Genomic DNA, 13,763 nt, shown 5'->3' on the forward strand with positions numbered 1-13,763 from the left:
CAATGCAGTACCGATCGTTTTAGATGCACGACCAGTCGGAATGGCGATTCCCAATTGGAGATCGTCCGTGATCTCTTGGCTTCTGTCCAAGAGCAGGTTCTCGTCGATAACGTTCTGATGGACCGAGAGTTTGACAGTCAGCAGATTCTTGAGGGAATCGACGAGCGTGGGCTCCGGTATGTCGTGTCGAAGCGGATGAAGACGAGTGAGCAAGCACAAGCGAAACGGCTCCTCCAGTGGGATCAAAACCAGTATCCGACCGGAATCTCCATCTCGGCAGCGACGAGTGGCACAGTACGACACTAATCTATCGCGGAAAGAGGATACCGAGTACACTGATCATCGCCAGTACTCGGTGTTCATGTCGAACGGTGGCGAGAGATGTCTCAGCGAGTACGGGTATCGCTGGGAGATCGAAAGTGGCTATCGGAGTATCAAGCGGTTCATGGCCGTAACAACGTCGAAGGACTTCGTCTTACGGTTTTTCTACTTCGCGTTTGCCTGTCTGTTGTACTCAATCTGGCGAGCGGTCGATCTGCTCGTGCAGGTTGAGTTGACTGGTGAGTACGAGCACGCACCGATTGTGACTGCCGACAATACGCTCACACTGCTGAAGAAGGAGACTGGGATCGGATAGTAAGGCACTCAGTCCAGGTCAATGGAGATTTCGGAGTGGCAACGCTACCGGGAGTCTTAGAAAACCACTTCTCTGGTCGTTAGTGCGGTGGGACGAGGCGAACGAGAGATGATCTGGAGTAGTTTCTCCTCACTGATTCGGCCGAACCCACGCATTACAGCCTCGCTAAACTTGTTGTAGTCTCAACTTTCGTAGGAGGACGGAAGTTGAGACTAGCGTTCTCAATGCATGAGTGAAATCGGCGCAACTGTACTCAGTCGATACATATAAACAACCGACCTACGTGAATTAACTCAACCCCTTCCTATGGCCCACTCAGCTGCTCGTACGTTCATTCCTCTTGTTGCGATAGTCGCCACCGCGTAGCGACCGCCGCATAGCAGCAGCACTCGGGTCGCCTCATCTCACTACGGGTTCCGTAGTCGCACTTCCTCAACAATGAACACTATCCCAAATGCAGACACTCGCTGGGTCTCTGGTCTACAGCGGTCAGAAACCCACTCGAAAGCCGATCGACTCGCATCTCGAACTAGTACCGCTTGACAAACCGCGAACAGTCGTTTCTCGCTACGTTCTGAGCAGTTCGCTCGAACCGCCAAACCGTGAGATCTCGTTCGGAGTTATTGGTAGCCGGAGGACAAGCACCTCACTGGAGGTGGGGACATGAGCCAGCAACAGGAGGTAGCGGAGGCCCCGAACGCAGATACGTCGTCTCTCTGGAACAACTTCGACTTCCTCCGCCTGCTGTTCGGGCGATTCGTCACGAACGCTGGCGATAGTCTCTATACGATTGCTGGCACTTGGCTGGTCTACGACCTCACTGGGTCGAGTTTCTACACGGGTTTGGCGAGCGCGTTGCTTCTCTTGCCGCCAGCACTGCAGTTCGTGTCCGGACCGCTCGTAGACCGCTGGCCACTCATCCGAACCCTCGTGTGGACGCAACTCATCCAAGCCGCCCTCATTTTATCGATACCTGTCGCGGCCTACTTCGACCATCTCTCCGTTGGGCTGATTCTGGTGACGATTCCGCTCCTCTCGTTCCTGAACCAGTTCGTCTACCCCGCTCAGAACGCGGCGCTCCCTCAGATCGTCGCGAAGAGTCAACTTACACGCGCCAACTCGGCGTTTTCGTTCGCCAACCAAGGAACGAACATGGTGTTCGACGCACTCGGTGGACTCCTCATCGCCGTAATTGGCGCTGTCTCTCTATTCGTGCTTGACTCGATCACGTTTGTGGTCGCAGTCCTCTCGTTCGTCGGTGTCAGGATTTCCGAACGCTCCGATACAGGCGATCAAGCAGCTGAAATCGACGTTGCCGGATACCTCTCTGATCTCGGGGATGGAGTTCAGTGGCTCCGGGGGACAGTGTTCACCGAGATGATGTTCACCACGGCAGTCACCAACTTCGGGACGGGTATCATGCTCGCCGTACTACCGGGATTCGCAGCCGTTCGTGGCGGGTCGATACTCTATGGTGCACTGCTCGGAGCGATTGGTGCAGGTGGCCTTATTGGTGCGCTGATTGCGTCTCGATTGACTCACATCAGGTACGGCTTCATCCGAATCATCGGGCTCGGAGTTGGATTCTTCCTATGGGTTGGTGCGGTCTACTCTCCGTGGCCAGCGCTTACAGTTGCCTTGTTCGCGATAACTGGAATACCCATCGGCGTCACGAACGTGATGGGTCAGACACTCATTCAAACAGTTACCCCCGAGGACCTCCTCGGCAGAGTGACGTCCGTTGATGCGAGCGTTTCCACGCTCACGGTGCCGATTGGCTCATTTTTCGGTGGAATCATGGGAAGTCTGGTCGGTGTCGTTACGACGATGGCCGTGGCTGCACTGAGCTTCGCATTCGTCAGCTGCTACTTTGCGATTCGTTCACGCTTGCGCTCTCTTCCGGCGATGGACGATATCGACCAAGGTGATTTTGGAATCCGTGGGGGGCCATCAGTATCGCCACTGTCGGAGGACCCCGACTGAGGTCCGTATGCTGCTCGCTTCCTCTCTCGGAATGAGCGGAGTGCAGACGGACGGCACTGTGGCGCAAGGATGACTGGTGATCATCAGCGAGTGTCGTTTTGTGACAGCAACAGTGTAGCACCAACTCAAGCATCTCTACGTGAGATATTTCGAGAAATCGCTGAGACTTCATACCATGAGTGGCCAGCCTACGATGCGACTCCACTGTACGATAGGAGTTCGCTTGGTGGGCTCGAAGAAGACATCCGAACCGTCGCGAGGGTCTGGTTCAAGCACGATGCTCACGAGTCGGTTGAGGACTTCGTGTGCTGCCTCCCACTGACGTATGTCGAGTTCGAAGCTCACGACCGCTATGCGGGAACGACTCGCTACGAAATGGAACAATTGGTCCGAGCCTTTTTGCTGAAGGAACTCCACGGCTGGGAGCACGAAAGCCCGCTCATCGAGTATCTCAACGAGTGTTCGTCAGCTCGAAAGCGCCTCAACTTCGAGAGCGTGCCCGACCAGTCGACGCTGTGGCGAACGTGGCACCGCCGTTTCGCATCCGAGCTCAGAGAGACGATCGAAACAGCGGCGAGGAGTATCCTCATTCAGGCGGACAGGGCTGGCGTTTCTGTCCCCCGCCAGCCACCGGAGCGGTCGTCCCCAAGAGAACAATCCACCGGCGAAGCACCTACTCAGCAGGAGATACTCGGTCGTGCCGAAGACATTACAGAGCAGGTGAGTGGGATCGTCCACCCAGCGTTCTCATTGGGTCGTAGCGAGGGTTGTGAGATTCACCAGAATGCGTTCTGGGAGCTCCAGGCCTACCTCGGGCTGCACGAAAATCTCGCAGCTAACGAGGGCGCACGCGGTTTTCTCTACGAGTCAAATCGGGAGCGGACACCACTTGGACACAATCACCGAGCACACCTACGCGACCTCTCCATCTGTGAGATTCGTGAGATGTACCGGGAGGCGGTGGAACGGATAGTCCATCGACTAGGTGAGACAGATGCGTTCCATCGAGCTGGGTTGGTCGCTATCGACATCACTGAGGAAGACCCGTTCACTGGTGATCGAGAGGGACACGAAGACGAGATCATTGGGACGAAGGAGAAGAACACCGAGTACGCCTATCAGTGGGCGACTGTCCAGTTGGTCGGCAACGCAGTTCCGTTGGTGCTGGACGCTCGGCCGGTCAAGAAGGGCGAGACCCGTCAAGAGATCGTCGAGGACCTACTCGATAGTGCTCAGAGTCTGCTCCACATTGATGGAGTGCTAATGGACCGCGAGTTCGACAGTCAACACCTCTTGGAATCTATCTCCCAGCGAGGACTCACCTACGTCGTCCCGAAGCGGATGTACACTAGCGAAAAGGCACAGGCAAAGCGGTTGCTCAAGCGCGGTCAGGACTACTACACTGCCGATCGGAAGCTCCACCTCGGGAAGAACAAGTGGCACGAGACCACTTTCGTCTACAAATGTAAAGAGAACTCTGAGCGGACCGACTACGGACAGTATGCAGTGCTCCTGACGAACGCTCCGGCCGAGGCAGTTCGTGAGTACAGTTACCGCTGGGAGATCGAGAGCGGCTACAAGAGTATCAAGCGGTTCATGGCCGCAACGACGTCGAAGAACTTTGTACTGCGATTCTTCTACTTCGCGTTTGCTTGCCTGCTATATTCGATCTGGCGGGCAGTTGATCTCCTCGTACAGGTGTCTCTAATCGATGAATACGAGCATTCGCCGATAATCACAGCACAGAACACGCTCACGCTGTTGCAGAAGCGAACCGGAGTCGGATAGCTACTCAAGGGTTTGGTCGAAAGCCGGGTTCTGAGCTACAGCTTTCTCCAGCGTCCTCTCAGATGTGCTTCTGATTAGACCATCAACACGAATCGAACGCTCAGCCTCGCTTCCGTAACGATCTGATCGCGCTATCTCCCTGATTTCGCACATCACATCTCCTCTATACATGGTATAGTCTCATCTTCCAGTAGGAGGATATTTCATGTAGCGACATGAGATTTATAGATGTCTAAAAGGCTACTACCGTACGATAGAGGGAATGTAACCTTGATCTACACTAGAAGTGGTGGTGTGTTGGTTACTTCCTAATAAGGCTGTAAGCGGAAGTGCAGCTACCCCGGGACCCCCGAATCAATCTATGCGCAGTTCGTGAAGCGAACTCCTCACCACTCAAGAACTAAGCATCCAGGCCGAGTACTGAAGTGTGATGGATACAGCCCAAATTGAGGACTTTTTATTAGGGTCACTGATGATCCTCCTTGGCCTCACACCGACTGGAGTCTTCCTCATCGATTGGGTTCCGGCCACACAGATTACCAGTAATTTTGGGACTGTGACTCACTCTTACCTACTGAATCACGTCCTCGTTCAACTCGTATTGAGTCTCTGCGGACTCGTTCTTGCAGCCGCTGGCGTCGTCACGATCAAATACGGCCGTTCAGACAATCAGTCCGATACTGCTGATCTCTATTAGCGATGAATGAGACAACGGACAATACACGCTCTCTATCCAGCATGAAGCCGACCTCCTGCCGCCTAATTCCATGAAGTAGAGTACCCCCGATACCCCCAAATCCATCCATGCGTAGTTCGTGGTGCAATTTAGCAAAGCCGGCACTGTCTAGTTTAGTTCCTCTTCGGCAGGATTTGGTTGTTGAGCGATTGGTGTGGTCACAGATGGTGTTAGTTGTGTACAAACTGTCCAAGACAGAGTCGGACGCTCGGCCGACTGTCCACTACGACGTATGGAAGCGGTCGATCCGCTGTTTGAGCGTGTGAAACCACTTTTCGATCAGGGTTCGCTCGGTATAGTCAAGGTGACCGCACAACCCAATTCGAAAGTTTGTGGGCTTCCCAGGTCAGCGTGATCGTGATTGCCTCTGTTACAGGGTCGTACTTCGTGACGCCTGCCTGTCGCTGTGCTCGGTGTGAAACTTCCCACTCAATCGTTTCGATCGGCAGATCTGGGAAGTGCTCGGCGGCGACGTTCGTTGCGTGTGCCTGTGCTCGGTCAAGGAGGGCCGTCGGTGTCTCGGGGATATTGTCGTAAATGTACCTGGATCGGATCCTACAAACACAAAGACGAAGTAGCGTCAACACGAATGTCAACGTACGATGGGCATCGCAAACGATCAGATTCGCGTTAGCGATACAGTAAAGCGGGAATTAGAACGCCGGAAACGAGAGGGTGAGAGCTTCAACGACGTTCTTGAGCGTGTGCTCGACGACAACAGCGGCGATTTCGCTGATGGATTTGGTCGCTGGTCGGACGAAGAGGCTGAACGCGTCCGTGAGGGTCGCAAACAGGGCAAAGAGAAGCGAAAGGCACGGATGCAACGACTTGATAGAGGCGACGCGTGAAGGTTCTCGACACGTCGTTTCTAATCGACTACCTCGCAGGTGTTGCGTCTACCAAGACGTTCTACGAGGAAGCGGGTGGTGCCGATGAGCAGTGGATCATTCCTCTTGTTGCGTATGCCGAAGTGCTTGTCGGAGCGGGCAACCTTCCGGATGGTGACGTCGACGGTGTGCGCGCTGATCTCGCCTGGGGAGAAGTATATGTTACCGACGAGCGGATAGCGATTGCCGCCGGGAAAATTGCAGACGAAATCGCACCCAGTGGCCCGTATCTCGACGGACCTGATGCTCTTATTGCTGCGGTTGGTCGTGAACTCGATGCACCAGTAGTTTCTGGAGACGGTGACTTGACTCATGAAGAGACACAGAAAGTGATTGACATCGAAGAGTACCGATAAGTCTCTTGTGAAGGTCGTTAGTCGCTGCATTTATACCCTCCGTGAACGTTCGCTGGTCGGTGATATCCGAGAACGTCAATTGGCGTGTCATGGATAAAAAGAGCTGAAGCGGTGGTTAGTCCGGCAGTTCCTTCCGTCCCGTTTGCACGCACGGCCAACACGGGAAGCCACTGAGGCCGTCACAGTCGCAGTCTTCGGGTTTGGTATCGTCGTCGTCCTTGGGGGGGTATGCCTCGAGCGTCCCGTCACCGGTTGTGTGTTCGACGGCGGCCATGTATTTACAAAAGGCGTTCCGGTGGACGTGGTGCGGACACGTGCAGGCCATTAGCCGGTCCTCTATATCCTTCAAAGCGAAAAACGCCATCCTAATCGAATTCATAGCATGAACTGAGGTATTCAACGACCGTCACACGTGCCTGTATTCTGGGATATGCGGTCTCCGGGTGACGTACATCGGGACAGAAGCAGCCTTCACCGACGTACTCTCCGAACAGCCGGAGGGTGTCAGAATAGAGGTCGAACGAACCGGCACATACACTCCCAGCCCCCGCCACATCGTCTCTCGGCTGACCGAACGTCAGCGGGAGGTGCTCCAGGCGGCGATAACGCTCGGCTATTACCAAGAACCTCGCAAGGCAACCCACGACGAAATCGCGGCGGTGACAGGGCTCTCCGAAACGACGGTCGGTGAGCATCTCCGGAAGGTCGAGGCGACCGTGTTCTCCTCACTCCACGTTAGGGCAACCGATCGCTGAAGTGACTGATTGTCTCAGAGGTATCCGGTGTTGGTCAGCTACTCACTCTTTGCGACTGAACACACGTCTGGATAATTGTGGCATTGGGGGAGCCGCTGATGTCACGGACGCACTTCGACGAAGTGAGGATCTGAATGCACCGGCCACTGAACCATGGAGCAAGACTGTTATCCTGCTATCGTTAGCCTCCCTGTTGTCGCTTCGACATCCTTGAGTATGCGACATAGAGGACAGCCCTATCAAGTATCTCATTGTGAGCTCCACTGATCTTCAGTCCAAGCATTCTGGTGAACGAGAAAAGGAGAGAAGCATATAAACAGCCCTTGATCGACGGCAACGCGCTCATCGCCCTCAGATGAGAAGGAGTAACCAATGAGACTCGTTGAGACGATTGCGGAGATACTGGGATTCGGCCCGAATGTAACCGTCATAGAACAACTCATCGCGTCATTACTCGGTGCCGCCCTAATTGGGGTCTTCTGCCTGACTCACATGGCAATTGCTGGTCCGTGGGCGAAACGAAAAGTGAACGCAGCTTTCGTGGATCGAATCGCCGTGAATCGAGTTGGTCCATTTGGACTGTTGGTCATCGTCGCGGACATCGTCCGACTGATTTCGAAGGAACTCATTATCCCAGATGGCGTGGACCGTCCTGCCTGGGATCTCGCCCCCGTCCTCCTCTTTTTCTCGGCATGTGTCGGCTTCGCCGTTGTTCCGATGGGGACTATCGCTGGCGTTACGATCCAACTCGCCGACCCCGAGACCGGGGTCGTATTTCTCTTTGCCATTTCGTCGTTAGCGAGCCTCGCGTTAGTCATGGCTGGCTACTCGTCAAACAACAAATATTCATTCCTCGGCGGGATGCGTGCAGTAGCACAGAATATCGCATACGAAATTCCACTCGTGATCACGGCCGCGTCAGTGGTCCTGTTCACAGGAACGCTTCGAGTGAGCGAAGTCGTTGCGTTCCAAACCCGACCACTGGTGGACGTGTTGGGCGTCCAAATCCCATCGTGGTTTGCCTTTGTCAACCCATTCGCTTTTGCACTGTTCATGGTGGCGAACTTAGCAGAAATTGGACGAAATCCGTTTGACACCTCAGAAGCACCACAGGAGGTCATCGCTGGCTATCAGACCGAATACTCGAGTGTCTACTTCGTCTTTCTCTATGGGAGCGAATTTCTCCATATCTTTCTCGGCGGTGCAATCATTACGACGTTATTTCTTGGAGGGCCGAATGGGCCGTGGCTGCCGGGGTTCATTTGGTTTCTCCTCAAGATCTGGGGTGTATTCTTGTTCACGCAGTGGGCACGGTCGGCAATACCGCGTGTCCGCATCGACCAGCTCATCGAAATCGGTTGGAAGGGCCTCCTCGTTCTTTCATTCGCCAACCTTCTCCTCACAGCAATCCTTATGCCAATTCTAGGCGTGTAGTGCCAGCCTTCTTCCTCAATTGGGAAAGTGTAATTCTCCGGATCTTGCTGTTTTCAAACCTTCTTAGGAACAATCCCTGAAATCCATGAGCCGATCTTGTGTAAATTGAATCTGGGGCACGTACATGGAACGCCATCCGTGTGGGCTCACAGTTCGACTCCGATCGAACTGTGCCCAATTCTCTGATTCCTTCGTATTTGAGGCCCGTCAGTGTTTTTACAAGGATCTTTTTTGAAGAGAGTGCCAGGACGAAAAACATTACACCCACCGGTGATAAAAAAGCCGTATGCGCTATCGGGTTCGCTGGCTGCCAGCAGTTGTCATCGCCGTCGCCATCTTCGTGATGTCTGTCGCCCCACGCGCGCCAGGAGAGGCCCTGATAGGCCCCTTTGGGCTCATAGGTCTGGACAAATACGGACACGCGGTTGCGTATTGTTGTCTCGCTGGAACAGTCACCTTCGCTCTCGTCCCACAAGACCGGTGGGTCACGACGATCGTTCTTAGCATCGCCGTCGTTTCCCTCTACGGTGGCGGGGTTGAGATCATCCAATGGGTTGTAGGTCGCGACCTCTCGATTTTTGATTGGGTAGCGGATATATTGGGTGCGATCATCGGTGCGCTTCTCGCTACCGGGCTTGACCCATGGCTAACACGATTCCGGCTGACAGCATGATGAATCTCGAGCCATCTTTTCCTCACAAACTCGAACGCTAGAGTGGAATGTCTGCTAAAGTTACGTACTGATACCGCGGGCATTTTATCGTAGAAAACTCGGATTTTCGAATCACCCGAGGAATATCGTCATCACTCACTCTCTCCGCAGACTGGCTGCACGTGCGCTCATTCGTCTGTGATCTTCGGTGCTAGCTTAATCTCCTCCGTTTCCCCGATCTGATTTTCATCCACCCATTCAGTGGATTTAAGCCATCATGTCATCAATGCATACACTCAATGGTTATCTCCTCCCGTCGGTTCGCCCTCCTCCTCGTCGCTTGCCTCTGTGTCACCGCTGGCTGTAATTCTTTCATTCAGGGACCCGACCCTCAAACGACGACCACGTCAACGCTTCAGGGACAACTTGCTCCCGGATTGACCGCTCAGGGGGTGACTGACGTCAGCACGCTTACGGAGGCACATGAACGAATTCTCCAAGAAGACTCCTACACTGTCACACGGACCAGTGCCCAGCGATATTCGAATGGGACAGTGCGATACCGGTTTCACAGCCGAATACAACGTGGCTCCAATGGTTCCCACTTCTATTCACGAACCCGATATCCCACATCATCACTGACCTTTGCCGATTCTTCGTTACAGCGCTATGAGTACTATGGAACGAGCGATACCGTCTATCAGAGGTATATCGCACAGAATAACACGACAATGAGAGTTTACAATCGTTCTGAAGTCCCGGTGCTTACCACGTTCACTTCACGTGAGTATTTGTATACTGTCTTGAGTGCGTTCAATCACACCCACGGTTTCACAGTCACGGAGGTTCCGAATTCATCTCCCCCTCGCTACCACATACACCTGACACGACTCGATAGTCCGGCGATTTTTGCAAACTATCTCGGCCTACAGACCATGACAAACGCATCACTGACAGCGGCCATTGATCGCTGGGGCGTGATTCATCGGTACAATCTTACCTACACTGGTCAGGCGAACAATCAGACTGTCTCCGGAAGCAGAACTATTCGCTTTACCAAGACCGGTAGTACTCACGTCCCACAGCCGTCTTGGATTCACAATGCTACGACCAGTTCATCACCGAGGAGAGAACGCGACCAAGGATAGTGTTCCTACTCGAAAACGACTTCTTGCTGTAGTCGGATGTCACGAGGAGAATCTCTTGTAGCTCGTACTGTTGCTAGATGGCACACCAACGCGCACAGGCCGAACAGTTTTTCTCCCACGCGATCTTTTGGACTCGTCAAAATCACCAACGAGAGCCACGAGAACCCCGCAGCCCACCAGTACACCGTCTCCATCGACGACGTGACCGAAGACCTGATGGCCTGTACCTGCCCGAACCACGTCCACCGGAACGCCTTCTGCAAACACATGGCCGCCGTCGAAACTGCAACCAACGACGGGACGCTTGAGGCATTCCCATCCGAGGACAACGACGAAGCCGAACCGGAGGACTGCGACTGCGACGACCTCGGTGACTTCCCGTGCTGGCCATGCATGAGAACGGGACGAAAAGAACTGCCGAACTAACCACCACTTCAGCTGTTTTTATCCATGGTACGCCAATTGACGCTCTCGGATATCACCGACCAGTGAACGCTGACGGAAAGTGCGGATGCAACGACCGACGATACACCGGAGACACCGACAGCCCCCCTCGACCGATATCGCCGCCGAGTACTTCCCGGGACGCTTGGGACATTCTCCTTAGGGGTGAAGAATGACGTACCTCAGGAGTGAGACTATGAGGGTTTCAGCGCCATCTCATCACCGGCGAGCCGACTTTATTACCAATATTCTATACAGTAATGATGGACGCTATTATGAAATTTCGGTGATAAAATCTATGTATGTGGAGCGAGTGTCTATGCATTGCTATGGAAATACTCCATCGGTTACGCGGTGCCTTTCGTTCAGAAAAACCGTCTCGGCAGACGGAACAGCAGGTACGACCGACCGGTGATATTTTTGAATGCGAAGAATGCGGTACCACCTTTATTTCGAAACCATCTCATTGTTCAAAGTGTAACCAGAGCGACTTTCAGAATCTCGGCAGTTGTTAATCCGACATCTCTCACCGTTCTCTTTCCACTGATACAGTTTCTAACTGGTGTGACCGACGATACACCTGAAACACCGACGACCCTCCTCGACCGAGCACAACAGCACGCAACAAACATCGCCGCCGAGTACTTCCCTGACCTGCCGGTCAAAGCGACCGAGTGGGAGGTGCAACACTGCGAACGCTTCACTGCACCCAAGTGGTGGCTCGTCTGCAAGGGCTGCGGCGGTCGGAGTGCCCGGTATCGACGCTCGAAAACAGTTCGCAACCCAGAACAGTATTGCTGTAGCGAATGTGGTGGGTCGTTCCGCGTTGAGGACGATAGTCACTGACGGAAAACGACTGATCGTTTTCTGGGAGTTGCCATAGAATATCACCAGTGTTCGGATCATCACAGATAGCGACGCCAACAGGAGGTACAGTTGGACGGGCTGTGGCCCTCCGAGCGGTCACGGACAAAGACCCTCGCAAAGCGAGAAGTATGGCTTCGGTAGAAGGAACGGTTCGTTCTGGTGAACCCGGTGCGTCTTCTCCGCAGAACTACCCGATTGGTCGAGTAAATACTGAATATCGTCTTTTCTGGATGTTTGTCTAAATATTCTTCAGATTAAAAAATGAATACGGAAGTCTTAACCGTGTGTTGGGTCTCTGTTTAGTTGTAATGGCAAACGGTAAGGTTGATTTCTTCAACGACACTGGCGGCTACGGTTTCATCACGACGGACGACTCTGACGACGACGTATTCTTCCACATGGAGGACGTTGGCGGCGCTGACCTCGAAGAGGGACAGGAGATTGATTTCGATATCGAACAGGCCCCCAAGGGCCCGCGCGCGATGAACGTCGTTCGCGCATAATACACGATTCACGTAGTCGCCATCAGGCGACGCTGTGTGACTTTATTCCATTTTTAGGTGAAGGTTCACTTAGAGCAGTAGCCTTCGCACTGTCCCATACGGAGGTCAATTTATCAAGCAAATCTTGATTACTGAGTCACATACCGATATTCATTGCTGAGTTGACGGGAAACATGGCGACATTAGACACTATCTTCGACTTATTCAGTACGAAGCGGCGACGATACGCACTGTACTATCTCGATCAACAGAGTGGAACAGTAACGGTTGATGAGGTTGTGGAGTATGTTGCAAATCACGAAAACGACGCGACTGATGAAACAATCCCTGACGAGCAGTACGATCGGATCGAACTCTCTCTTCGCCAGGTGCATATCCCGAAAACAGCTGAAATTGACTCGATTGAATATGATCGCGGTGAAGGTGAGATTACTATTCAGGGGACGTCAACCGAATTTGACGCAATTGTGATCGTCGCGAAGGTTCTCGAACACGCCGACTGAGCCGAGTAGGTAGCCGACCGATGGTCATCGTCGATGACTCTCCCAGCAGAATACTTTCGAGATCTAGCAGTCGAAGTGCGTCCAGTGATGGGTAGGCGTCACCAAGTACGACCCTGCAACAGAGGCAATCACGATTGCGCTGACCTGGAAGGCTTACGAACACCACGGGTAGGCGCAATTCAGTGAGACTGTCCGGCACGAACTCATTCATGCGTGGCAGTACCACGAGTTCGGTGACGCGGACCACGGCGCAACGTTCACCCGCTGGACGGGCACTCTCGACACCTCGCAGTACTGCGAACGCTTCACTACTCCCAAGTGGTGGCTTGTCTGCGAGGACTGTGGCGGTCGAATTCCGCGCTATCGACGGTCGAAAACCGTCCGTAATCCGGAGCAGTACAGTTGTAGCAAGTGTGGTGGTGCAATTCGCGTTGAGAGGGGAGTCGGTCAGTAACATCGCGAGAATCGATAACCAGCGTTCACTACTCAATATTTTAAGCGCGAGCAATATATATGCTGTAGCAGCCCGAAGAATAGGATATGACCTCAGACGATACCCCACCCAAGCCACCAAGCCTCGCGGAGGAATGGACCGAAACGTGGGAAAACGAATCGACACGAGATCGGGTGTACACCACTGCCCTGCAGTTGTATGAGCCAACACGAGTTGCCGCGATTGCCGACAGAGCAAATGTCTCGAAGGAAACCGCTCGAGACTACCTGCAGTGGTTCACGGAGATCGGGATGCTAACGCAGACCAACGAGACACCAGACGAATTCGTCCGTGACGAGGATTATTTTCAATGGCGACGGATTCATCGGCTGCGTGGACTCCCCATGGAGGAACTCGAACAGCGATTGAAAACAGAAATCGAAAAAGAGCAGCGCTACCGCCAAAAATACGATGCCGAGGGACCTGACCAAGTGGATGCGCTCGATCACGCAGATTATGCTGATGTCGAGGATGTCTGGTCGGAGTTGCAAGAGTGGAAAACCGTTCGACGGCGAATTGAAGAACTCGAACAGGCACGACAGAACCACGACAACACCACACAAGCATCCGCCTAATC

The 13,763-nt window shown here is 53.6% G+C and carries 14 protein-coding genes and 2 pseudogenes; 14 read left to right on the forward strand and 2 right to left on the reverse strand.

Annotated features, from left to right (window positions below; translation table 11 throughout):
• Window position 1: 1 nt before the first annotated feature.
• The 3 genes and pseudogenes from LJF34_RS20845 to LJF34_RS20855 form a co-directional block, all read left to right on the forward strand.
• A pseudogene (locus LJF34_RS20845) lies at window positions 2-637 on the forward strand (transposase); the annotation flags it as partial.
• Window positions 638-1,300: 663 nt separating this feature from the next.
• On the forward strand, window positions 1,301-2,620 hold the full coding sequence (locus LJF34_RS20850; protein ID WP_231187476.1) for an MFS transporter: 1,320 nt from the start codon (window positions 1,301-1,303) through the stop codon (window positions 2,618-2,620).
• A 69-nt stretch (window positions 2,621-2,689) separates the two neighbouring features.
• On the forward strand, window positions 2,690-4,408 hold the full coding sequence (locus tag LJF34_RS20855) for a transposase (protein ID WP_255666347.1): 1,719 nt from the start codon (window positions 2,690-2,692) through the stop codon (window positions 4,406-4,408).
• An 894-nt stretch (window positions 4,409-5,302) separates the two neighbouring features.
• Here the strand turns inward: LJF34_RS20855 and LJF34_RS20860 are convergent.
• Window positions 5,303-5,469: pseudogene (locus LJF34_RS20860) on the reverse strand (IS6 family transposase); the annotation flags it as partial.
• 277 nt (window positions 5,470-5,746) lie between these two features.
• On the opposite strand from LJF34_RS20860, the gene LJF34_RS20865 reads away from it, so the two are divergent.
• Together LJF34_RS20865 and LJF34_RS20870 are read left to right on the forward strand one after the other, a co-directional pair.
• Window positions 5,747-5,992, forward strand: coding sequence for an antitoxin VapB family protein (locus LJF34_RS20865; RefSeq protein ID WP_231187480.1), 246 nt, complete (start codon window positions 5,747-5,749; stop codon window positions 5,990-5,992).
• Entirely contained in the window at window positions 5,989-6,387 is a 399-nt protein-coding gene (locus LJF34_RS20870) for a PIN domain-containing protein (RefSeq protein WP_231187482.1), read from the forward strand. The genes LJF34_RS20865 and LJF34_RS20870 overlap by 4 nt, the downstream gene beginning before the upstream one ends.
• Before the next feature lie 115 nt (window positions 6,388-6,502).
• On the opposite strand, the gene LJF34_RS20875 is transcribed toward LJF34_RS20870, so the two are convergent.
• Window positions 6,503-6,712, reverse strand: a complete 210-nt coding sequence (locus LJF34_RS20875) for an SWIM zinc finger family protein (RefSeq protein WP_231187484.1) — start codon at window positions 6,710-6,712, stop codon at window positions 6,503-6,505.
• 118 nt (window positions 6,713-6,830) lie between these two features.
• Between LJF34_RS20875 and LJF34_RS29285 the strand changes: the two genes are divergently transcribed.
• From LJF34_RS29285 to LJF34_RS20915, 9 genes are all read left to right on the forward strand, one after another.
• Complete coding sequence (locus LJF34_RS29285; RefSeq protein ID WP_231187487.1) at window positions 6,831-7,142, forward strand: helix-turn-helix domain-containing protein; 312 nt, start codon at window positions 6,831-6,833, stop codon at window positions 7,140-7,142.
• A gap of 372 nt (window positions 7,143-7,514) precedes the next feature.
• Window positions 7,515-8,576, forward strand: coding sequence for a complex I subunit 1 family protein (locus LJF34_RS20885; protein ID WP_231187489.1), 1,062 nt, complete (start codon window positions 7,515-7,517; stop codon window positions 8,574-8,576).
• Window positions 8,577-8,862: 286 nt separating this feature from the next.
• Entirely contained in the window at window positions 8,863-9,249 is a 387-nt protein-coding gene (locus LJF34_RS20890; protein ID WP_231187491.1) for a VanZ family protein, read from the forward strand.
• A gap of 1,163 nt (window positions 9,250-10,412) precedes the next feature.
• Window positions 10,413-10,802 carry an SWIM zinc finger family protein gene (locus LJF34_RS20895; RefSeq protein ID WP_231187493.1) on the forward strand — a complete coding sequence of 130 codons (390 nt, stop codon included), beginning with the start codon at window positions 10,413-10,415 and terminating at the stop codon, window positions 10,800-10,802.
• Between the two features lie 582 nt (window positions 10,803-11,384).
• Complete coding sequence (locus LJF34_RS20900; protein WP_231187495.1) at window positions 11,385-11,666, forward strand: hypothetical protein; 282 nt, start codon at window positions 11,385-11,387, stop codon at window positions 11,664-11,666.
• Between the two features lie 329 nt (window positions 11,667-11,995).
• Entirely contained in the window at window positions 11,996-12,190 is a 195-nt protein-coding gene (locus LJF34_RS20905; protein WP_231187497.1) for a cold-shock protein, read from the forward strand.
• A gap of 173 nt (window positions 12,191-12,363) precedes the next feature.
• A complete protein-coding gene (locus LJF34_RS20910) occupies window positions 12,364-12,693 on the forward strand; it encodes a hypothetical protein (RefSeq protein WP_231187499.1) in 330 nt (109 codons plus the stop codon).
• A gap of 205 nt (window positions 12,694-12,898) precedes the next feature.
• On the forward strand, window positions 12,899-13,147 hold the full coding sequence (locus tag LJF34_RS29290) for a hypothetical protein (RefSeq protein ID WP_342765894.1): 249 nt from the start codon (window positions 12,899-12,901) through the stop codon (window positions 13,145-13,147).
• Between the two features lie 173 nt (window positions 13,148-13,320).
• Window positions 13,321-13,761, forward strand: coding sequence for an ArsR family transcriptional regulator (locus LJF34_RS20915; protein WP_231187501.1), 441 nt, complete (start codon window positions 13,321-13,323; stop codon window positions 13,759-13,761).
• The last annotated feature ends 2 nt before the right edge of the window (window positions 13,762-13,763 follow it).

Origin of the sequence: Haladaptatus sp. DYF46, assembly GCF_021083305.1 — an archaeon.
Classification (GTDB): domain Archaea; phylum Halobacteriota; class Halobacteria; order Halobacteriales; family Haladaptataceae; genus Haladaptatus.

Bases quoted from the DNA above. Each gene is read 5' to 3' on its own strand.
- LJF34_RS20850 (WP_231187476.1), top strand. From the start codon at position 1,301: ATGAGCCAGCAACAGGAGGTAGCGGAGGCCCCGAACGCAGATACGTCG.
- LJF34_RS20855 (WP_255666347.1), top strand. From the start codon at position 2,690: ATGACTGGTGATCATCAGCGAGTGTCGTTTTGTGACAGCAACAGTGTA.
- LJF34_RS20865 (WP_231187480.1), top strand. From the start codon at position 5,747: ATGGGCATCGCAAACGATCAGATTCGCGTTAGCGATACAGTAAAGCGG.
- LJF34_RS20875 (WP_231187484.1), bottom strand. From the start codon at position 6,712: ATGGCCTGCACGTGTCCGCACCACGTCCACCGGAACGCCTTTTGTAAA.
- LJF34_RS20885 (WP_231187489.1), top strand. From the start codon at position 7,515: ATGAGACTCGTTGAGACGATTGCGGAGATACTGGGATTCGGCCCGAAT.
- LJF34_RS20890 (WP_231187491.1), top strand. From the start codon at position 8,863: ATGCGCTATCGGGTTCGCTGGCTGCCAGCAGTTGTCATCGCCGTCGCC.
- LJF34_RS20895 (WP_231187493.1), top strand. From the start codon at position 10,413: ATGTCACGAGGAGAATCTCTTGTAGCTCGTACTGTTGCTAGATGGCAC.
- LJF34_RS20905 (WP_231187497.1), top strand. From the start codon at position 11,996: ATGGCAAACGGTAAGGTTGATTTCTTCAACGACACTGGCGGCTACGGT.
- LJF34_RS20910 (WP_231187499.1), top strand. From the start codon at position 12,364: ATGGCGACATTAGACACTATCTTCGACTTATTCAGTACGAAGCGGCGA.